Source organism: Streptomyces sp. NPDC045026 (genome assembly GCF_056432625.1).
Genome location: NZ_JBWKIS010000002.1, coordinates 253,509 through 274,040, shown reverse-complemented (window position 1 = coordinate 274,040; position 20,532 = coordinate 253,509). Strand labels below are relative to the sequence as shown.

Below are 20,532 nucleotides of genomic sequence, written 5' to 3'. Positions count from 1 at the left end.
GCAGGCACCTGACACGGACACGGACACGACCATTCGATGAGCAGCACCGGCGCAGATGCACCCCACCCCGCCCCGCGTACGCGCCTCGCGCGCGACCCGGGGGCGGGGCCGTCTGCGCGCCGTCGTCCGCTCGCCGCTCCCCGGGCCCACCGCTCGAACGCGCTGCACCCCGGCGCCTGGTGGCTCTGGGCGCTCGGGCTCGGCACGGCGGCGTCCCGGACGACGAATCCGCTGCTGCTCGCGCTGCTCATCGGGGTGGCCGGGTATGTGGTGGCCGCGCGGCGCACGTCGGCGCCGTGGGCGCGCTCGTACGGGGCGTTCGTGAAGCTGGGGCTCGCGGTGATCGGGATCCGGCTGGTGTTCGCGGTGTTCCTGGGGTCGCCGATCCCGGGCACGCATGTGCTCGTCACGCTGCCCGAAGTGCCGCTGCCCGAGTGGGCGCAGGGGGTGCGGATCGGGGGCCGGGTCACGGTCGAGGGCCTGGTGTTCGCGCTGTACGACGGCCTGAAGCTGGCCGCGCTGCTGATCTGCGTGGGCGCCGCGAACGCCCTCGCGAGCCCGGCCCGCCTCCTCAAGTCCCTGCCGGGCGCGCTGTACGAGGCCGGGGTCGCCGTCGTCGTCGCGATGACGTTCGCGCCGAACCTGATCGCCGATGTGCGGCGACTGCGCGCCGCGCGCCGGCTGCGCGGCCGCCCCGACAAGGGGCTGCGGGGCCTGGCACAGGTCGGCCTGCCGGTTCTCGAGGGCGCGCTGGAGCGGTCGGTGGCGCTGGCCGCCGCGATGGACGCGCGCGGGTACGGGCGTACGGCCGAGGTCCCGGCCGCCGTGCGCCGGGCCACCGCGGTGCTGACGCTGGGCGGCCTGGTCGGGGTGTGCGCGGGAACGTACGGGCTGCTGACCGCGGACGGCGCGCGGTACGGGCTGCCCGTGCTGCTCGCCGGGGTGGCGGCCGCGCTCGGCGGGCTCTGGCTCGGCGGGCGCCGCTCGGTCCGCACCCGGTACCGGCCCGACGTGTGGGGTGTGCGGGCGTGGCTCGTCGCCGCGTCGGGCGCGGCCGTCGCCGCCGTGCTGATCCGGGCCGGTTCCTACGATCCCTCCGCCCTGGCGCCCGGCGTCGTGCCGCTGGCCGCGCCGACGCTGCCGCTGTGGCCCGCGGCCGGGGTGCTGCTCGGACTGCTCCCCGCGTTCGTGGCGCCCGCGCCGCCGCTCGCCGAAACGCCCTCGAAGGAGGCTTCATGATCCGGTTCGAGGACGTCTCGGTGACGTACGACGGGGCCGTGACACCCACGGTCCGCAACATCGAACTCGACGTTCCCGAGGGCGAGTTGGTCCTGCTCGTGGGCCCTTCGGGCGTCGGCAAGTCGACGCTGCTCGGCGCCGTGAGCGGGCTCGTGCCGCACTTCACCGGGGGCACGCTGAGCGGGCGCGTCACGGTGGCCGGGCGCGACACCCGTACACACAAGCCGCGCGAACTCGCCGACGTGGTGGGCACGGTGGGGCAGGACCCGCTCTCCCACTTCGTCACCGACACGGTCGAGGACGAGCTCGCGTACGGCATGGAGTCGCTCGGGCTCGCGCCCGACGTGATGCGGCGCCGCGTCGAGGAGACCCTCGACCTGCTGGGCCTCGCCGACCTGCGCGACCGTCCCATCGCGACGCTGTCCGGCGGGCAGCAGCAGCGCGTCGCCATCGGCTCGGTCCTCACCCCGCACCCGCGGGTCCTGGTCCTCGACGAGCCGACGTCCGCGCTCGACCCGGCCGCCGCGGAGGAGGTCCTCGCGGTGCTGCAGCGCCTCGTGCACGACCTCGGCACGACGGTCCTGATGGCCGAGCACCGCCTGGAGCGGGTCGTGCAGTACGCGGACCAGGTCGCGCTCCTCGCAGGACCCGGCGCACCTCTGCTGCTCGGCGCCCCCGCCGAGATCATGGCCGTATCGCCGGTGTTCCCGCCGGTGGTGGACCTCGGCCGCGTCGCGGGCTGGTCACCGCTGCCGCTGACGGTGCGGGACGCGCGGCGCAGGTCCGGGGAGCTGCGGGAGCGCCTGGCGGGGCACGAGCCGCGCGAGCCTCATGAGCAGCCGCAGACCACTGCCTCCCCCGCCTCGCGCCGGTCCCCGCTGCGCCGCACCCGCAAGCAGCCCGAGGTGGCCGCCGTCGCCGAGGTCGCGGGGCTCGCGGTGCGGCGGGGGCGCGTCGAGGCGCTGCGCCACGTCGACCTCACGGTCGGGCCCGGCGAGATCGTCGCCCTGATGGGCCGCAACGGCGCCGGCAAGTCCACTCTCCTGTCCACCCTGGTCGGCCTGGTCCGCCCGTCGTCCGGGACGGCCCTGGTGGGCGGGGCGGTCCCGCACCGCACGGGCCCGCGCGAGCTGATCCGCCGCGTCGGCCTGGTCCCGCAGGAACCGCGGGACCTCCTGTACGCGGACACGGTGGCCGCCGAGTGCGCCGCCGCGGACCACGACGCGGGCGCGGATCCGGGCACTTGCCGCGCCCTGGTCACGCGGCTCCTGCCGGGCATCGCGGACGACACCCACCCCCGTGACCTCTCGGAGGGCCAGCGCCTCACCCTCGCCCTGTCGATCGTGCTGACGGCCCGCCCCCCGCTGCTCCTGCTCGACGAGCCGACGCGCGGCCTCGACTACGCGGCGAAGGCCCGCCTGGTCACGCTCCTGCGCGTCCTCGCGGCCGAGGGGCACGCCGTCGTCCTGGCCACGCACGACGTGGAACTGGCCGCCGAGCTGTCCCACCGCGTCGCCGTCCTCGCCGACGGCGAGATCGTGGCGAACGGCCCCACCCCCGAGGTGGTCGTGGCCTCCCCCGCCTTCTCCCCTCAGGTCGCCAAGGTCCTGGCCCCGGGGAAGTGGCTCACGGTGGCCCAGGTCCGCGAGGCCCTGGAGTCCGCGGGCGGGCCGGAGGAAAGAGAATGAAGGCCGGAGGAAAGGGCATGAAGACCGCACCCGAGACCGGGCGCCTCGACCGCCAGGCCCGCGCCGTGCGCCTCGGCCCCCGCTCCGTGGTGGCCCTGCTCCTCGTCAGCGCCGTGGGGGTGGCGGCCTTCGGGTGGCCGCTGCTCGCGGGCCCTTCGTCGCAGGTCAGCGCCCATGCGCAGGACGCGCCCTGGCTGTTCGCGGGGCTGCTCGTCCTGCTGGTGGGCGTCGTGGTGGCCGCCGTGTCGGAGGGCGGGGTCGGACCCAAGGCGGTGGCGATGCTCGGGGTGCTTGCCGCGACGGGCGCGGCACTGCGGCCGATCGGGGCCGGGACCGCGGGGATCGAGCCGATGTTCTTCCTGATGGTGCTGAGCGGGCGGGTGCTCGGGCCGGGCTTCGGGTTCGTACTCGGGTCCGTGACCATGTTCGCGTCCGCGCTGCTCACCGGCGGGGTCGGTCCGTGGATGCCGTTCCAGATGCTGTCGATGGGCTGGTTCACGATGGGCGCGGGGCTGCTCCCCGGCGCGATGGGGGTCCCCCCTGCTCGAGCGAAGCCGAGAGCTTGGGGGAGGCTGCGCGGCCGCGCCGAGGTGCTGATGCTGGCGGCATACGGATTCCTGGCCGCGTTCGCGTACGGCACGGTCATGAACCTGGCCGGCTGGCCGTTCCTGGACTCGCTGTCGTCAAGCGTCGCCTTCCAGGCGGGCGCCCCGCTGCACGAGAACCTGGTCCGCTTCCTCGCCTACTGCCTGGCCACGTCGCTGGGCTGGGACCTGGGCCGGGCGGCCCTGACCGCCGTCCTCACCGTCACCGTCGGCCCGGCTCTCCTGAGGGCGCTGCGGCGGGCCACGCGCCGCGCCGCGTTCGAGGCCCCGGTCACATTCGGGGGCACCGAGCCGTAGGCCTTCACGCGCGCTGGTCACCGAAACCTGCCCGCGCCGTAAGCACCCCCACATGACCCACGTCACCTACGAGGTGCGGCCCTGTGGCGCCTGGACCCACTGGCAGTCCGCCGGCTCGTACTGAGCCCGGTCGACCCCCAGCCGGACCTGAGAAGGCGGCATCCTCCCCCCGTGGGAGGGTGCCGCCTTCGTCATGCGTTCCGGGCGGCCCCGGAGCAGGCCCCGCTACAGCCGCTGGATGATGGTGCCCGTCGCCAGCCCGCCGCCCGCGCACATCGTGATCAGCGCGAACTCCTTGTCCTGGCGCTCCAGTTCATGCAGGGCGGTGGTGATGAGCCGGGCACCGGTCGCGCCGACGGGGTGGCCGAGGGCGATGGCTCCGCCGTTCACGTTGACCTTCGCCAGGTCCTGCTCGAAGACCTGGGCCCAGCTGAGTACGACGGACGCGAACGCCTCGTTGATCTCGACGAGGTCGATGTCCTTGAGCGACATGCCCGCCTTGCCGAGCACGGCGCGCGTGGCGTCGATCGGGCCGTCCAGATGGAAGTGCGGGTCGGCGCCGACGAGCGCCTGGGCGACGATCCGGGCGCGCGGCTTGAGCTTCAGGGCACGGGCCATCCGCTTGGACGCCCACATGATCGCCGAGGCGCCGTCGGATATCTGCGAGGAGTTGCCCGCGGTGTGCACGGCGGTCGGCATGACCGGTTTGAGCCCGGCCAGGCCCTCCATGGTCGTGTCACGCAGGCCCTCGTCCCGGTCCACGAGCCGCCACATGCCCTGCCCGGCGGCCTGCTCGTCCTCGTTCGTGGGCACCTGCACGGCGAACGTCTCGCGCTTGAAGCGCTCCTCGGCCCACGCGATCGCGGCGCGCTCCTGCGAGATGAGCCCGAGCGAGTCGACGTTCTCGCGGGTCAGTCCGCGGTGGCGCGCGATGCGCTCGGCGGCCTCGAACTGGTTGGGCAGGTCGACGTTCCACTCCTCGGGGAACGGCTTGCCGGGACCGTGCTTGGAACCGGATCCGAGCGGCACCCGCGACATCGCCTCGACCCCGCAGCTGATGCCGATGTCGATGACACCGGCGGCGATCATGTTGGCGGTCATGTGCGAGGCCTGCTGCGAGGAGCCGCACTGACAGTCGACGGTCGTCGCCGCCGTCTCGTAGGGCAGACCCATGGTGAGCCACGCCGTGCGCGCCGGATTCATGGACTGTTCGCCCGCGTGGGTCACCGTGCCACCCACGATCTGCTCGACGCAGTCGGCGTGGATGCCGGTCCTGCCGAGCAGTTCCCGGTACGTCTCGCCGAGGAGATACGCGGGATGAAGATTGGCGAGCGCGCCTCCGCGCCTGCCGATGGGGGTACGTACGGCTTCGACGATGACGGGTTCCGCGGCCATGAGCTCGTCCTCTCCACACATTCCCGGACCGAACCAGAAGACGTAAGAACTAGAACGCGTACCAGTTCTCTGTGCAGTCTCGACGGTGCTACTCCCGGTACGCAAGGGTCGTGCACGTACCGCGCGCGCAATCGGGCGTACCACGGGTCTTGCCACTTGTAGAACCCGTTACTACCGTGCCGACAAGCTGACGCCCCGTCAGACCGTCACCGGGAGTTGCCCATGCCGTGCCCAGCGCTGCCCGAAGGGTTCGACTTCACCGACCCCGACCTTCTTCAACACCGTGTCCCCTTCCCCGAGTTCGCCCAGCTCCGGCAGACGGAACCGGTCCGGTGGATCACCCAGCCGACCGGCATCTCCGGCTTCGGCGACGCGGGCTACTGGGCCGTGACCCGGCACGCGGACGTCAAGTACGTCTCCACGCGCCCGGAGCTGTTCTCCTCGAACCTCAACACCGCCGTCATCCGCTTCAACGAGTCGATCAGCCGCGACCAGATCGAGGTCCAGAAGCTGATCATGCTCAACATGGACCCGCCGGAGCACACCCGGGTGCGGCAGATCGTCCAGCGCGGCTTCACCCCCCGCGCCATCCGCTCGCTCGAGGACGCCCTGCGCAACCGTGCGGGCTCCATAGTCGAGACGGCGCTCGCGAACGCCGCGCCCGACGGCTCCTTCGACTTCGTCACGAACGTCGCTGTCGAACTCCCGCTCCAGGCCATAGCCGAGCTGATCGGCGTCCCCCAGGACGACCGCACCAAGATCTTCGACTGGTCCAACAAGATGGCCTCGTACGACGACCCGGAGTACGCGATCACCGAGGAGGTCGGTGCCGAGGCGGCCATGGAGATCGTCAGTTACGCGATGAACCTGGCCGCCGCCCGCAAGGAGTGCCCGGCCAAGGACATCGTGAGCCAGCTGGTGGCGGCGGAGGACGAGGGGAACCTGTCCTCGGACGAGTTCGGCTTCTTCGTGATCCTGCTCGCCGTGGCCGGCAACGAGACGACGCGCAACGCCATCACTCACGGCATGCACGCCTTCCTCACGCACCCCGACCAGTGGGAGCTGTTCAAGCGGGAGCGCCCGAAGACGACTGCGGAGGAGATCGTCCGCTGGGCGACTCCCGTGGTCTCCTTCCAGCGCACCGCCACCCAGGACACCGAGCTCGGCGGCGCGCAGATCAAGAAGGGCGACCGGGTCGGCATCTTCTACTCGTCGGCCAACCACGACCCCGAGGTCTTCGACTGCCCCGACGCGTTCGACATCACCCGCGACCCGAACCCGCACCTCGGATTCGGCGGCGGAGGCCCGCACTTCTGCCTCGGCAAGTCGCTGGCCACGCTCGAGATCAACCTCATCTTCAACGCCGTGGCCGACGCCATGCCCGACCTGCGCCTGACCGGCGACCCGCGCAGGCTCCGCTCGGCCTGGCTCAACGGCGTCAAGGAACTCCAGGTCAGCACCCGCTGACCGCGGGCGCCCGCACACCGGCCCAGGGAGGCAGGGGCCATCCCCCTACGCCACGCCCCTGCCTCCCTGCACACCCGTCACACCTGCGCCGCGCTACGCGCCCGGTTCGGGGCACTCCGACGGTGAGGGGCTGGGGGACGGGGACGGCGACGGGGACTCGCCCGGGTCGGGTGACGGGGACGCGGACGGGGACGTCGTGTCCGTGGGGCAGTCCGACGGCGGGGTGGGGCTGCCGGGGTCGGTAGGGGTGCCCGGGTCCTGCGACGACGGGGGCTCGCTCGGGTCGGGGGACTGCGTCGGCGGGTCCGTGGGGTCACCGCTCGGGCCGGGGCTGGGGTCCGGGCTGCCGCCGTCCGAGGGCCCGGACGGGGTCGGATCGGGCCCGATGACGATCCCGCCGCCCTTGCCTCCGTCCTTGCCGGGGCCTTTGCCGCCGCCGACCGGGCTGGTCGCCGGGGTGTCGCCGCCCGCGCCGGGGCTCTTCGGGATCACGCCCTTGCCGTCGGGCACGGTGTGCACGCCCTCGCGGTAGAACTCCATCCAGTACAGGACCAGTTGGAGATAGTCGCGCGAGTAGTTGTAACTGAGGACGGCGCGTTCGAGGCCGGCCGTACGGCTGACGTCACGGCTGCCGGCGCACAGGTAGTGGCCCGCCGCCAGGGCCGCGTCGAAGATGTTGTTGGGGTTCTTGTCCCCGTCGCCGTTGCCGTCGGCGCCCCAGCGCCGCCAGGTCCCCGGCAGGAACTGCATCGGGCCGACCGCCCGGTCGTAGACCGTGTCACCGTCCCACGCCCCGCCGTCCGAGTCCCGGATCAGGGCGAACCCCTGACCGTTGAGGGCGGGTCCGGTGATGCGGCCGAGGGTCGTACCGTGCGCGTCGACGGCGCCGCCGCGGGCCTGGCCCGACTCGACCTTGCCGATGGCGGCGAGCAGCTCCCAGGGCAGTCGGCAGCCCGCGTCGGTACGGGCGATCGCCGACTCGGCCCTGCGATAGGCGGCCAGGACGGTCGCCGGGATGCCGGACTGGGCGCGGATCTGGGCGGGCGGGTAGACGTGCGTGGGCGCGTCCGGGGTGTTCAGGGGCGGCAGTTCGGTGTGGTACGAGTCGTCGCCCTGCGAGTTCACGGACGGCAGCGGCGCCTCGGCCGACGCGGGGCGCTCCGCGCTGTCACCGTCCCGGCCGCCCCCGCCCAACTCCTCGACGATTCCCGGGGCTTGGGACGCGGTGAGCAGGGCCACCGCCGCAGCCGCCACGGCGGTGCCGCGCAGTCCGCGGCGGGTGCGGGCGTCGCGGGGGCGCAGGCGGGCGAGGAGGTGCGGTCCGCGCTTCACGGGGTTCACGGGGTTCACGGGTCGGACTCCTTGTCTCACGTGGTGGCGGGGCACGTCCTCGGCGGCCTGGCGGTCTAGCTGCCGAAGGTGTCGATGGCCGAGACCAGCCAGCGGCCGTCCCGGAGCACGAGGTCGACTGCGAGCATCGCGCCCGCGTAGCTCGCGGCGTCCTTCGCCTTCGCCGCGGTACTCGTACTGCTCTGGTCGGCGAAGACGAGGACGCGGGCACGGTTGCCGTCGATGCGCTCGACGGCGCTGTCCGTGACGGTGGTGGTCACGACCGTCTTCTGCTTCTTCGCCTGCGCTAGCACGGGGGCGAGCAGCCTGCGGTGCTGTTCGACGGCCTTGCCGGTGAGGAGGGTGGCGACGGCCTTCTCCTCGGCGCCCGGGTTGGCGTGGTCGTACGAGAACAGGGCGTTCACCGCTTCGGACGCCTGCCCCTTGACCTCGCTGGTGCGGGCCGGGTCGGTGAGCGCGGTGTTGCGGCTCGCCTCGTCGTCCCGCAGCCCGCGCGCCTCGGCGTACGCCCAGCCGGCGAAGGCACCGAAGAGGAGAGTGAGAGCGCACAGGACGAGGAGCAGGGGGGCGGGGCGACGGGGGCGACGAGAGGGGAGATCGGTGGTGGTGCGCTTGGGGCGGGGGCGGCGCGGGGAGTCCGCCGCCGTGGCGTTCGGGCGGGGGCGCGGCGAGGGGTCTACGGCCGCGTTCTTGGGGCGGGGGCGGGGCCGGACGAGCGGGATCACGTTCTTCGGGGCGGGGGGCGCCTTCGGGACGACGGTGGCCGTGGTGGTCGCATCGGCGTCGGACCGCACGGGCGTCGACGCCGGGGAGGCGGACCGGTCCCGTTCCGGCCGGGACGGCTTCGTCGCCAGGCGGCGCTGGCGGTTGAGGTGGTGGCGCGTGGTCGACATCTGGTGGGCCTCTCCCCTGGTCAGTCCGTCGTCGCGGTGTCGCCGACCGGCGCCTGGCCGAGGGCGCTGAGCTTCCAGTGGCCGCCGGTCCGGATGAGTTCGCCGAGCATGCGGCTGTCCTTGTCGGTCGCCTTCTGGCCCGAGGCCCGGACGGTGACGCGCAGGGCGATCATCACGCGGGCACGGCCCGCCCGTTGGTCGAGCTCTGTCACCGCCCCGGACAGCACCTTGGCCGTGCTGACAGTCTTCGCGGTCTTCACCTGTGCCGCGAACTCGTCGCGGCCCTTGACCAGTTGGCTGTGCAGGTCGCCAGTGGTCGAGGACTCCCACAGGTCGAGTCCGCTGCCGAGGCGGCGATGGTCCAGCGTGTTGAGGTTCTGCACGGCCTGCTCGCCCGCTTCCAGGACGTCGTCGCGGGAGGCGGAGTACGCGGCGGAGTCGTCGTGCGCCGCCCCGTACCAGGACCAGCCGGCCCATGCGGCGACACCGCCCGCGACAAGGGCGAGGGCGAGCGCCGAAACGAGCAGGGGCTGGGTGAACCGGGTCATGCGCGGTCCCTTCTTCGGGTCGGGGGCGATGGCTCAACGGGCCCTGATGTCGACGATCAGCCATACGTCGCCCCGCAGCCGGGCGGTCACGGAGAGCTGGGCCGCGGACGTCGTGGGCTTGCCCCCGCCGCGCCGGGCAGCCTGGTCGAGGAAGATGAGCAGATGCGCGGTGTCCCCGCGCAGGCTGACGGTGCCGATCCGTACGGCCTGCGTGGTGAGGGTGACACGTTGGGTGCGGACGTTGTCCTTGACCTGGGCGAAGAGCTGTTCGTACTGGTGCGCGGCGCGGCCCGAGAGCACTTCACGCGCGGAGCGCTCGGTGGCGTCGGTACCGCCGGGCGTGTACGAGAAGACCTTGGCGAGCGCGCTGCCGACGTCCCCGCCGACCCGAGTGGTCGCCTCGGCGTCGGTGAGCGCGCGGTTGGCCGCGGCGGGCGTGCTCCTCAACTCGTGGGCCTGGTAGAGGAATACGCCACCGACGAGGGCGAGCAGGACGGAGGCGACGGTGGTGCCGAGGAGGAACCGGCGGCGGGGCCGGACGGCGGGCCGCTGGGCGTCGGTACCGGTCTCCACATCGGCGTCGATATTGGTTCCCGCAGCGGCGTCGGAACCGGTCTCCGCGTCGGCATCGGTCCCCGGAGCGGCGTCGGGCGCCGGGGCCGGATCAAGGTCCGTCGACGCGAGCCCGCTGCCGGTCTTGAACTCCGTTTCAGCCTCCGGCAGTTCGTCCCCCTCCGCCCCTACCCGCACCACGCGTCCGATCCCCTCCCACATCATCCGGACACCTCCGTCACCGGTACCGCGTTCAGCGTCTTCACGCGCCAGGTGCCGTCCGAGGAGCGCGCGAGGAGCGCCTCCAGGCGTTTGCGGTCCGCCGACGGGGACTTGGCGTTCTTCGGCGTGGTCTCCACCCGGACCGTGGCGATGAGCTTCGCGGTGCCCGCGCGGTCGTCGAGCGCCGTGATCGCCGCGTCCGTGACCACGCCCCGCGAGGACGCCCCGGCAGCCGGTGTCAGACGGCCGAGCTGTGTGCGGAGCGGGCCCGTCGTGACCGCCTTCCAGGTGGTGATGCCCGAGCGGGCGCGCGTCATCGTCGACGCGTCCAGGGTCGTCAGCGTCACCACGGCCGCGCGCCCATCGGCCAGGGCCGCGTCGCGCGAGCGGGCGTATGCGAGGTCGTCGTCGTCCCGTGCCTGCGCGTACGACCAGGCGCCCGTCCCGCACAGAGCGAGGGCCGTGACGAGTCCCGCCCCCGCGAGGAATCGTCGCGGGCCGCGCCCCCACGCCCTCACGCGCCGCTCCCGGGCGTGAGGGCGAGCAGGTCCGCCATGCCGGGTGACGTACGGTCCGCCGCGTCGTCCACCGAAGGCAGGGACAGGGCCCCGGGCCGGGCCGGCTTCGGGACGCCTCCGCCGTCCGGCGCGTTCGCCGAGCCGCGTACGCCGATCCCGCTCGACGGGGGTGACGTGCAACGCGCGCCTTTGTTGAGCGTCGGCGCCGCGCTCAGGTCCGTGCCGAGACGGTAGCGCGTACCGGAGTAACCGGCCGTGCAGGGCAGGGGTTTGAAGAAGGTGACCGCCATGCCGAGGTTGACCTTCTTTCCGTCGACGGCCGATGCGCCCGCCGCGACGGCCGCGGGCAGCTTCACGAGGAGTTCCTCGGTGCCGTGCTGCCGGGTGACGGCGACCTCCGAGGTGGTGAGGAGGTTGGCCAGGACGACACCGATGTCCGGGTCCAGGTCACGTAGGAGTGCGCTGAGCTGGGTGGCGGCCTCCGGCGCGGCCATGATGAGGCGGCGCAGATCGGCGTCGGAGCCCTTGAGCGTGGCCGCGAGGTCCTTCGCGCCGGACGCGAAGTCCCGTATGGCCCGGCCCTCTTCGGCCTGGGTGCGCAGCACGACCTCGCCGTCGGCCATGAGTTTCGTGGTCTGCGGCAGGGCGCGGTCGGCGGCCCGGACGAAGTCGGAGCCGTTGTCCATGAGGATCTGGAGGTCGTCGCCGCGTCCTTCGAAGGCCTTGCCGAACTCGTCGACGACGGTGCGCAGCGAGTCGAGCGGCACGGATGCCGTCAGGTCGTCCACGCTCGACAGGACGTCCGTCACCGGACGCGGCACGCTCGTCGCGACCGGGGCGATCCGGGCCCCGTCCGCGAGATAGGGGCCGTCCGTACGGCCGGGGCGCAGGTCGATGTACTGCTCGCCGACGGCCGACAGACTCGCCACGACCGCCTTGGCGTCGTCGGGGATGCGGGGCGCGGACTTCTTGATGCGCAGTTCGGCCTGCACCCCGTCGGGAGTGAGCCCGATCGGTCCGACCCTGCCCACCGACACGCCCCGATAGGTGACGTCGGAATGTGTGAACAGACCTCCGGTGCGCGGCAGTTGTACCTTCACCGTGTAGTAGTCGGCGGCTCCGACGTAGCGGCCCAGATCGGCGTATCGGATGCCGAGGTAGCCGAGGACGAGGACGGCGACGACGAGGAACGCAAGGTTCTTGAGGCGGACCGCGAGGGTGATCACCGGCCACCACCCCCCGGCGTCACGGAGGGCAGCGGCAGCGGCGACTTCCGCGAGGAGGAGGACTGCGCTGTCGTCGACGGGGACGGGGACGGGTCGTCCCCGGTCAACGGTGGGATCAGCTGGGTGCCCGGCACGGCCGTCACGTCCAGATACGCATTGAGGTAGTCGCCCTTGACGCCGCGCAGCACCTCGTCCGTGAACGGATAGGTGAGCAGCACCTGGAGGGAGTCCGGCAGGTCCTTGCCGGCGTCGGCCAGCGCCTTGAGGGTGGGCGCGATGGCCTTGAGGTCGGCGACCATGTCGGCCTGGCCCGCGTCGATGGTGTCGACGGCGACTCCCTTGAGGCGGTCGAGGGAGCGCAGCATGGTCACCAGCGAACCCCGTTGCTTCTTGAGGGTCTTGAGCCCGGGTGAGAGCTTCGTCAGCACGGTCCCGACATCCTCCTTGCGGTGCGCGAGTGTCGCCGACAGCTGGTTGACGCCGTCGAGCGCCGCGGTGATGTCGCCGCGGTGGTCGTCGAGGTTCGTGACGAGGGTGTTGACGCGGCGCAGCGTCGAGCGGACTTCCGGTTCCCGGCCGCCGAGCGCCGAGTTGAGCTCGGTGGTGATCGTCTTGAGCTGGTTGACGCCGCCGCCGTTGAGGAGCAGCGACAGGGCGCCGAAGACCTCCTCGACCTCGGTGTTGCGGCCGGTGCGTGACAGGGGGATGCGGTCGCCGGCGTGCAGGGACCCGGTGCCGTTCCTCGGCGCGACGAGCTGCACGTACTTCTCGCCGAGCAGGCTGGACTGTTCCAGGCGGGCACCTGTGCCGGCGGGCAGCTCGACGTCGCCGTTGATGCGCAGGGTGACGCGCGCGGCCCAACTGCCGCCGCTTGCCAGACGGATGTCGGTGACGCGCCCCACGGCGACGTCGTTCACCTTGACCGCGGACTGCGGGACGAGGCTGAGCACGTCCTTCATGTCGGCGGTGATCGTGTAGGGATGGGGGCCGAGGTCGGCGCCGCCGGGCAGCGGCAGGTCCTCGATGCCGCCGAAGGACGGGGTGGGGACGGATATCACGCCGAGGGTCAGGCAGAAGGCGACCACGACCGTCAGGACGCAGCCGATCCCGGCGCCGGTGGCCGCTTTCCGCCGCCGGACGGCGGTCACCGGTCGCCCCCTGCGACGGGCAGCGGCAGCAGGGGCCCGCCCATGCTCAGCTCGTTCAGGTTCGCGCGCCCGTCCAGGGTGCGGGTGCGCGGGTTGTACGCGTTCACCACGTTCCCGGCGGCCAGTGGCGCGACGTCGAGGGCCTCGGCGAGCGACGCGCGCTGGTCGACGAGCGTCTGGGTGATCGGCACGAGCCGCTCGACGTTCTTCTTCAGCTCGCCCCGGTTGTCCTTGATGAACGCCTTCACCTGGCCGAGTGCCTTGCCGAGTTCCTTGAGCGCGGCGGCGAGGTCGTCCTTGTTGTCGGCGAAGTAGTTCGTGACGTCGTCGAGGTTCTCCTGTGCAGTGCGCACGCCGCCGTCCTTCTCCTTCAGCATCGTGGTGAACGTCTGGAGTTGGCTGAGCGTCGTGAACAGGTCGTCGCTGCTGCCGTTGAGCGTCTTGGCGGCCTTGCCGAACTGTTCGATGCTGTCGCCCATCGCCGCCCCGTTGCCCTTGAGATTCTTGGCGCCGGTGTCGAGCAGTCCGGAAAGGGCGCCCTGGGCGTTCGCGCCGCCGGGGCCGAGCGCCTTGCTCAGCTCGGTGACGCTGTCGTAGAGCTGGTCGATCTCGACGGGGGTGCGGTTGCGGGACGCGGGCAGCTTCGCGCCGTCACGCAGCGCGGGGCCCGTGGTGTAGGCGGGCGTGAGCTGCACGTACCGGTCGGCGACGACGCTGGGCGCGACCGCCACGGCCCGCGCCCCGGCCGGCACCTTCACCCCGTCGTCGATGTCGAGCGTGACCCGCACCTGGGTGCCCTCGGGATCCACGGAGGCGACCCGACCGACGCGTACGCCCAGGATCCGCAGGTCGGAGCCGGCGTAGATGCCGACGGCCCGCTCGAAGTAGGCGGTGATCCGGGTGCCGCCCGGCCCCGTGGCCCGTACGCCGACGATCCCGGCGGCCAGGAGCACGGCGAGCGCGAGTGTCCCGACGAGCAGTCTGCGGCGCGTACTCATCACTGGCCACCACCCTTGACGTCGTACTTTCCGTTCTTCGGGGGCATGCAGGAGGTCGCCGGCAGGGAGTCCTCGGGCAGGTAGTTGCGTGGCACGACGCCGCACAGATAGCTGTCGAACCAGCGGCCGTTGCCGAGGGTGTTGCCGATGAGCCGGTAGTAGGGGCCGACGAGGGCGAGGGTCTTGTCGAGCTTGCCCTGGTTCTTCGCCAGGACGTCCGTCACCCGGCCGAGGGCCTTCAGGGTCGGTCCGAGTTGTTTCTCGTTGTCGGTGACGAGTCCGCCGAGTTCCTTGCCGAGTGCCGAACTTCCGCTGAGCAGCGCCTTGATGGCGGCCCGCCGTCTGCGCAGCTCGCCGAGCAGGGAGCCGCCGTCGTCGATGAGCGTCTCGAAGCTGGACTTCTTCGTCTTGAGTGTTTTCGTCAACTTCTTGCTGCCCGAGAGGAGTTCGGCGAGCTGCGTGTCCCTCGACGACACGGTCCTGGACAGTGCGGACAGGCCCTTGACCGCCGCCCGCACATCGGGCGGCGAGTCCTTGAACGTGTCGGAGATCGTCTCGAAGCTCGCGGCGAGCTGCTTCGTGTCGATCTCGTCGATGGTGCTGCTGAGGTCCTGGAATGCCTGGGTGACGTCGTACGGGGATGTGGTGCGGGAGAGCGGGATGCGGGAGCCCGGGTCCTGGCGGGCCGAGCCGACCGGGTCGAGGGCGACGTACTTCTCACCGAGCAGGGTTTTGATGGCGATGGCGGCGGTGGTGCGGTCGCCGATCCAGGTGCCCTTGTCCTGGATGTCGAAGGTGACCTTCACCTTGTTCCCGTCGAGGGCGACGCCGGTGACCTCGCCGACCTTGACCCCCGCGATGCGCACCTCGTCGCCGGCACCGAGGCCGGCGGCTTCGCTGAAGTCGGCGGAGTAGGCGGTGCCGCCGCCGATGACGGGCAGGCTGCTCGCGTTGAACGCGGCGAGCGCGAGGAGGGCGAGCAACAGGAGGCCGACCACGGCCACGGCTACGGGGTTGCGCTCCTGGATCGGTTTCACCGAGGGCCACCTGACCTTCACTGGCATCCGCATCACTGGCACCTCGCAGCGGTGACGGCGATGCCGGTGGGCGGCTTCGATCCGTCGGACATGGTCAGGCCGCCGACCCTGGCCTCGCAGAGGTACAGGTTGAACCAGGAGCCGTACGACGACAGGCGTGACAGAGCGGTCAGCTTGGCGGGTGTCTTGTCGAGGAAGTTCTCGATCTGCGGAATGCCGTCCCCGAGGGAGGTGGAGAGGCGTCCCAGCTGGTGGATGTCACCCTTCAGGGGCGCCCGCGCGTCCTTCAGGAACCCGGCGGTGACGGTTGTCAGGTCCCCCATCGCCTCGATGGCGTGGCCGAGCGGCTTCCGGTCGTCGTTGAAGCCGGAGACGAGCTCCTGGAGGGTGGTGACGAGGTCGTCGAATTGGTCCTCGCGGTCGTTGATCGTGGTCAGGACGTCGGTGAGGTTCCCGACGACTTCTCCGATCACCTTGTCCTTGGCGGCGACGGTCGACGACAGCGAGCCGACGTGCTCGATGAGGCTGTTGACGGTGCCGCCCTCACCCTGGAGCACCTTCACGATGGATCCGGCAAGCTCGTTCACGTCTTTCGGGGACAGGCCCTCGAACAGCGGCTTGAACCCGTTGAACAGGAGCGTGAGGTCGAGGGCGGGAGTGGTGCGGGCGAGCGGGATCGTGCCGCCGGGGCCGAGGTCGCCGGACGCGGCGCCGGTGCCGCGACCAAGGGCGATGTAACGCTGGCCGACCATGTTGAGGTACTTCACGGCGGCGGTCGTGGTAAGCGGCAGGGGCCGGCCCTTCTCGACGGTGAAGGTGACCTGGGCGGTGCGCCGGTCGACGACGCGCACGTCCGTCACCTCCCCGACCTTCACCCCGGAGATCCGTACGCCGTCCCCGTCGATGAGGCCGGTGACATCGGTGAACAGGGCCTTGTAGGTGACGGTGTCGGTGCCGACGCCCGTGTTGGCGATGGAGAAGCCGAGCACGGTGGTGGCCAGGGCGGTGACGACGACGAAGACGAGCGACTTGACCAGCGGCCCGGCGAGGGACCGCCGCTTCATGTGCGCGAACTCCCCTGGTGTTCCACTCATTTGAGCTTCACCTCCGTCCCCCGGTACACGGGCCCGGCGAGCAGGCTCGACCAGTCGGGCAGGTCGTCGGGCGAGGTCTTGGCGCCCGGTGCGATGAGCTCGTTCACCAGGTCGTTCTCCTGCGGCGAGTTGGCGGGCCCCAGGTCCTGCTCCGCGGACGCGGTGGCAGTGACGGGCGCCTTGGCGGTCCCGGCGCCGAGATACGGCACCGGGTAGCAGTGCGGACCGCCGCCGGAGGTGTACGCGGGGGTGTCCCGCCCGGCGGCGTACCCGCCGCGCGAGGGAACGGTGGTGACGTCCACATGGATGCCGTGCTGGTCCGTGCCCTTGCCGAGGACCTTGTCCATGCGCGGCACGAAGTCGGCGAGGGTGCGCAGGGTGCACGGGAAGGACGGCGCGTACTCGGCGAGCAGCTGGAGTGTGGGACGGGAGGTGGCGGAGAGCCGGATGATGTTGTGCTGGTTGGCACGCAGGAAGGCGTCGAGGTCCTCGGCGGTCCGGGTCGTGGCCCCGTAGGTGCCGGCGAGTTCGCTCTCCTTCTCGGCGATCGTGCCGCTGGTGGTGGTGAAGTCGGTGAGCGCGTCGATGATGCCGGGCGCGGCATCGGCGTACACGTGGGAGACCTTCACGAGCTGCTTCAGATCTTCGTTCAAGGTGGGCAGGTTCGGGTTGAACTTGCGCAGATGCGCGTCGAGTTGAACAAGCGTGTCGCCGATGCGGTCGCCTCGCCCCTGCAGCGCCTGGGAGACTGCGGAGAGGGGCGCGGACAGCTTCTGCGGCTGTACGGCGGTGAGCATCGGCAGGACGTGGTCGAGCACCTGCTGCAACTCGATGGCGTTGGCGGACCGGTCCTGCGGAATGACGGCCCCGGCCGGCAGCATCCGGGTGCTGGGGCTCGAGGGCGGTACGAGGGCGACGTACCGCTCGCCGAACAGCGTGGTCGGCAGCATCTGGGCGCGGACGTCGTCGGGGACGTGATCCAGGGCGCCGGGTTCGAGCGCGAGGGTGAGGCGGGCGCCGTCGGCGGTGGCATCGATCCCGCGGACCTCGCCGAGCACGACGCCCCGCAACTTGACCTCGGCGCCGAGATGCATCTCGTTGCCCACGTTCCCGGTCTCGACGACGACCTGGTCGGAGTTGGTGAAGTCCTTGTTGTAGACGGCGACGGCGAGCCAGATGAGCAGCGCGGGCACGATCAGGAAGACGACACCCGCGAGTCTGCGGCGCAGGGTCCTCATGTCAGCCCGCCACCTTCACCGTCGTGGTCGCGCCCCACAGGGCGAGCGACAGGAAGAAGTCGGTGACGGAGATCAGGACGATGGCGTTGCGCACGGACCGTCCCACGGCGACGCCGACACCGGCGGGCCCGCCACTGGCGCGGAAGCCGTAGTAGCAGTGGGCGACGATGACCATGACGCTGAAGATCAGTACTTTCAGGACGGACAGCAGGACGTCCGTCGGCGAGAGGAAGAGATTGAAGTAGTGGTCGTACGTGCCCTGCGACTGGCCGTTGAAGACGACCGTGACCAGGCGCGAGGCGAAGTAGGAGGAGAGCAGCCCGACGGCGTAGAGCGGCACGATGGCGACGACCCCGGCGATGATGCGGGTGGTGACGAGATACGGCAGGGACCGCACGCCCATCCCTTCGAGCGCGTCGACCTCCTCGTTGATCCGCATGGCCCCGAGCTGCGCCGTGAACCCTGCGCCGACGGTCGCCGACAGTGCGAGACCGGCCACGAGCGGGGCGATTTCGCGGGTGTTGAAGTACGCGGACACGAACCCGGTGAACGCGGCGGTACCGATCTGGTCCAGGGCGGCGTAACCCTGGAGTCCGACGACGGTGCCCGTGGCGGCGGTCATCGCGATCATCACGCCGATGGTGCCGCCGATGACGCCGAGCCCGCCGGACCCGAAGGCGACCTCGGCGAGCAGCCGCTGCACTTCCTTCGTGTAGCGGCGCAGGGTACGCGGGGCCCACGCCAACGCCCGTATGTAGAAGATGAGTTGATTACCGGAGCGATCGAGCCATGCCAGTGGGGAAGCCATGGGGCGGCTCAGCCTCCCTTCGGCGGAACGATCTGGAGGTAGATCCCCGTCATCACCGTGTTCACGAAGAAGAGCAGGATGAAGGTGATGACGACGGACTGGTTGACGGCGTCCCCGACGCCCTTCGGCCCGCCGCGCGGGTTGAGCCCGCGGTAGGCGGCGACGATCCCGGCGATGAACCCGAAGATGAGGGCTTTCAGCTCGCTGATGTAGAGGTCGGGGAGCTGGGCGAGCGCGCTGAAGCTCTGCAGATACGCGCCCGGGGTCCCGTGCTGCATGACCACGTTGAAGAAGTAGCCGCCGAGCGTGCCGACGACGGACACCATGCCGTTGAGGAGCAGCGCGACCGACATGGTGGCGAGCACGCGCGGCACGACGAGCCGCTGCACCGGCGAGACGCCCATGACGGTCATGGCGTCCAGTTCCTCGCGGATCTTGCGCGAGCCCATGTCGGCGCAGATGGCGGAGCCGCCGGCCCCGGCGATGAGCAGCGCGACGATGAGCGGGCTGGCCTGCTGGATGACGGCCAGCACGCTGGCCCCGCCGGTGAAGGACTGCGCCCCCAACTGCTGGGTCAGCGACCCGACTTGGAGGGCGATGACCGCGCCGAACGGGATGGAGACGAGGGCGGCGGGCAGGATGGTGACACTGGCGATGAACCAGAACTGCTCGACGAATTCCCGGAACTGGAACGGCCGCCGGAACACGGCCCGCGCCACTTCGAGCCCGAGGGCGAACAGCTTGCCGGTCTGTCTGAGCGGCCCGAGCAGCGGATTGGCCTGCGCTCCGTTGGGGCGCGGGAAACTGCGCGCCCGACCACGACGATGCCGCACCCGGGACTCAGCCTTCTTCGGCAGACGGGTCTCCGTGCTCATACGGCACCCCCGGCCCGGGGCAGCACGGCAGTCGGCTCCAGCACTTCGCGGCCGTACGTGGCCCGGATCGCGTCCCGCGCCGACTCCGGCAAGGAGTCGAGCAGCCCGAGCACCCGCTCCCGGCGCCGCGCGACAGCACCTCGCGCCCCGAGTCCGGGTGACGGCTCAAGTTGCGGCACGATCTCACGCGGCGAAATGGTGGCCACACCCCCGTTCTGCTCGGCCTCAGCGGCCAGCGCTGCCGCGTCCTTCTCCTCCGACATCCCGATCGGCCCGGCCTTGCTGGCGGTGAGGAACTGCGCGACGACCGGTTCCTCACTGGTGAGGAGCACCTCGCGCGGCCCGAACGTCACGAGGTTGCGCCGGAAGAGCATCCCCATGTTGTCGGGCACGGTCGCGGCGATGTCGAGGTTGTGGGTGACGATGAGCATGGTCGCGTCGGTCGTCGTGTTCAGGTCGATGAGCAACTGCGAGATGAAGGCGGTCCGTACGGGGTCGAGCCCGGAGTCGGGTTCGTCGCAGAGGATGATCTGCGGATCGAGCACGAGGGCTCGCGCCAGCCCGGCCCGCTTCCGCATACCGCCGCTGATCTCCCCCGGCAGCTTCCCCTCCGAGCCCACCAACCCGACGGCGTCGATGCGCTCCATGACGATCCGCCGGATCTCCGACTCCTTCTTCTTCGTGTGCTCGCGCAGCGGGAAGGCGATGTTGTCGAAGAGGTTCATCGACCCGAACAGGGCGCCGTCCTGGAACATCAGCCCGAACAGCTTCCGGGCCTCCATCACATCCCGCTCGGGACTGCGCACCATGTCGACACCGTCGACCGTCACCCGCCCCCGCTCGGGCTTGAGCAGCCCGATCAGGGACTTGAGGAAGACGGTCTTGCCGGTACCGGACGGCCCGAGCATCACGCTGATCTCGCCGGCGGGCAGGGTGAGGCTGACGTCCTGCCAGATGTTCTGCTTGCCGAAGGACTTGGTCAGGCCCTCGACCTTCACTTCGATTCCCATGTCACCTCCAGCAAGCACTCGTTGCTCATGTGCACCGGGAGGCGCACGCTAAGTCGGCCGATACCGCCGGGACAAGCAGTACGACAGCTGATTCCGCACCGCGGTGAGTAATTTGTCAGCGGGTGACAAAGTCGCGGCGCAGCCTTGTTTCCAAGTGAGCAGAACCTGTGGGGGAGGCCACACGGATTTGACGTTACGGCCGAGTAACCTGACCCGGCAATAGCGGTTCACGAAGTTTCCACGGAACCTCGAACACCCCTATTGTTTTTGTCAGTTCCGTACGAATTGGGTCGGCCGTTTTGTTCGTGGGTTATGAAAAAGGCC

At 71.1% G+C, this 20,532-nt stretch carries 19 protein-coding genes; 4 read left to right on the top strand and 15 right to left on the bottom strand.

What is annotated here, in order from left to right:
* Nucleotides 1–36 precede the first annotated feature (36 nt).
* From AC07EJ_RS05050 to AC07EJ_RS05040, 3 genes are read left to right on the top strand one after another with little or no spacing between them, the layout of a single operon-like run.
* A complete protein-coding gene (locus tag AC07EJ_RS05050) occupies nucleotides 37–1,239 on the top strand; it encodes an energy-coupling factor transporter transmembrane component T (protein ID WP_389475986.1) in 1,203 nt (400 codons plus the stop codon).
* Entirely contained in the window at nucleotides 1,236–2,927 is a 1,692-nt protein-coding gene (locus tag AC07EJ_RS05045) for an ABC transporter ATP-binding protein (RefSeq protein ID WP_478883814.1), read from the top strand. Before AC07EJ_RS05050 ends, AC07EJ_RS05045 begins: the two co-directional genes overlap by 4 nt.
* 17 nt (nucleotides 2,928–2,944) lie before the next feature.
* Complete coding sequence (locus tag AC07EJ_RS05040; RefSeq protein ID WP_478883813.1) at nucleotides 2,945–3,829, top strand: ECF transporter S component; 885 nt, start codon at nucleotides 2,945–2,947, stop codon at nucleotides 3,827–3,829.
* Nucleotides 3,830–4,054: 225 nt separating this feature from the next.
* Here AC07EJ_RS05040 and AC07EJ_RS05035 read toward each other — a convergent pair whose 3' ends face one another.
* Complete coding sequence (locus AC07EJ_RS05035) at nucleotides 4,055–5,224, bottom strand: steroid 3-ketoacyl-CoA thiolase (protein ID WP_389475992.1); 1,170 nt, start codon at nucleotides 5,222–5,224, stop codon at nucleotides 4,055–4,057.
* A 222-nt stretch (nucleotides 5,225–5,446) separates the two neighbouring features.
* Here AC07EJ_RS05035 and AC07EJ_RS05030 point away from each other — a divergent pair, with 222 nt between their 5' ends.
* Nucleotides 5,447–6,691 (top strand): cytochrome P450, encoded by a 1,245-nt coding sequence (locus AC07EJ_RS05030; protein WP_478883812.1) that lies wholly within the window; start codon nucleotides 5,447–5,449, stop codon nucleotides 6,689–6,691.
* Nucleotides 6,692–6,784: 93 nt separating this feature from the next.
* Here AC07EJ_RS05030 and AC07EJ_RS05025 read toward each other — a convergent pair whose 3' ends face one another.
* The 14 genes from AC07EJ_RS05025 to AC07EJ_RS04960 form a co-directional block, all read right to left on the bottom strand.
* Complete coding sequence (locus AC07EJ_RS05025) at nucleotides 6,785–8,032, bottom strand: lytic transglycosylase domain-containing protein (RefSeq protein ID WP_393582789.1); 1,248 nt, start codon at nucleotides 8,030–8,032, stop codon at nucleotides 6,785–6,787.
* 65 nt (nucleotides 8,033–8,097) lie between these two features.
* On the bottom strand, nucleotides 8,098–8,934 hold the full coding sequence (locus AC07EJ_RS05020; RefSeq protein ID WP_478883811.1) for a hypothetical protein: 837 nt from the start codon (nucleotides 8,932–8,934) through the stop codon (nucleotides 8,098–8,100).
* A 20-nt stretch (nucleotides 8,935–8,954) separates the two neighbouring features.
* A complete protein-coding gene (locus AC07EJ_RS05015) occupies nucleotides 8,955–9,482 on the bottom strand; it encodes a nuclear transport factor 2 family protein (RefSeq protein WP_389475998.1) in 528 nt (175 codons plus the stop codon).
* Between the two features lie 33 nt (nucleotides 9,483–9,515).
* Nucleotides 9,516–10,259: a hypothetical protein gene (locus AC07EJ_RS05010; RefSeq protein ID WP_478883810.1), complete on the bottom strand. Its 744-nt coding sequence runs from the start codon at nucleotides 10,257–10,259 to the stop codon at nucleotides 9,516–9,518.
* Nucleotides 10,256–10,774 carry a hypothetical protein gene (locus AC07EJ_RS05005; protein ID WP_478883809.1) on the bottom strand — a complete coding sequence of 173 codons (519 nt, stop codon included), beginning with the start codon at nucleotides 10,772–10,774 and terminating at the stop codon, nucleotides 10,256–10,258. Before AC07EJ_RS05005 ends, AC07EJ_RS05010 begins: the two co-directional genes overlap by 4 nt.
* Nucleotides 10,771–12,000: an MlaD family protein gene (locus AC07EJ_RS05000; protein WP_389476004.1), complete on the bottom strand. Its 1,230-nt coding sequence runs from the start codon at nucleotides 11,998–12,000 to the stop codon at nucleotides 10,771–10,773. Before AC07EJ_RS05000 ends, AC07EJ_RS05005 begins: the two co-directional genes overlap by 4 nt.
* Nucleotides 11,997–13,106: an MCE family protein gene (locus AC07EJ_RS04995; RefSeq protein WP_389476349.1), complete on the bottom strand. Its 1,110-nt coding sequence runs from the start codon at nucleotides 13,104–13,106 to the stop codon at nucleotides 11,997–11,999. The genes AC07EJ_RS05000 and AC07EJ_RS04995 overlap by 4 nt, the downstream gene beginning before the upstream one ends.
* Nucleotides 13,107–13,144: 38 nt before the next feature.
* A complete protein-coding gene (locus AC07EJ_RS04990) occupies nucleotides 13,145–14,146 on the bottom strand; it encodes an MCE family protein (RefSeq protein WP_389476006.1) in 1,002 nt (333 codons plus the stop codon).
* Nucleotides 14,146–15,210: an MCE family protein gene (locus AC07EJ_RS04985; RefSeq protein ID WP_478883926.1), complete on the bottom strand. Its 1,065-nt coding sequence runs from the start codon at nucleotides 15,208–15,210 to the stop codon at nucleotides 14,146–14,148. Before AC07EJ_RS04985 ends, AC07EJ_RS04990 begins: the two co-directional genes overlap by 1 nt.
* A gap of 5 nt (nucleotides 15,211–15,215) precedes the next feature.
* Nucleotides 15,216–16,277 (bottom strand): MCE family protein, encoded by a 1,062-nt coding sequence (locus AC07EJ_RS04980; protein WP_393582640.1) that lies wholly within the window; start codon nucleotides 16,275–16,277, stop codon nucleotides 15,216–15,218.
* Nucleotides 16,274–17,515: an MCE family protein gene (locus AC07EJ_RS04975; RefSeq protein WP_478883808.1), complete on the bottom strand. Its 1,242-nt coding sequence runs from the start codon at nucleotides 17,513–17,515 to the stop codon at nucleotides 16,274–16,276. Before AC07EJ_RS04975 ends, AC07EJ_RS04980 begins: the two co-directional genes overlap by 4 nt.
* A gap of 1 nt (nucleotide 17,516) precedes the next feature.
* The gene (locus tag AC07EJ_RS04970) at nucleotides 17,517–18,323 is read right to left on the bottom strand and encodes an MlaE family ABC transporter permease (RefSeq protein WP_478883807.1); all 807 of its coding nucleotides are present in this window, start codon (nucleotides 18,321–18,323) and stop codon (nucleotides 17,517–17,519) included.
* Nucleotides 18,324–18,331: 8 nt separating this feature from the next.
* Nucleotides 18,332–19,198 carry an MlaE family ABC transporter permease gene (locus AC07EJ_RS04965; protein ID WP_478883806.1) on the bottom strand — a complete coding sequence of 289 codons (867 nt, stop codon included), beginning with the start codon at nucleotides 19,196–19,198 and terminating at the stop codon, nucleotides 18,332–18,334.
* Entirely contained in the window at nucleotides 19,195–20,208 is a 1,014-nt protein-coding gene (locus AC07EJ_RS04960) for an ABC transporter ATP-binding protein (protein ID WP_389476015.1), read from the bottom strand. The genes AC07EJ_RS04965 and AC07EJ_RS04960 overlap by 4 nt, the downstream gene beginning before the upstream one ends.
* Nucleotides 20,209–20,532 lie beyond the last annotated feature (324 nt).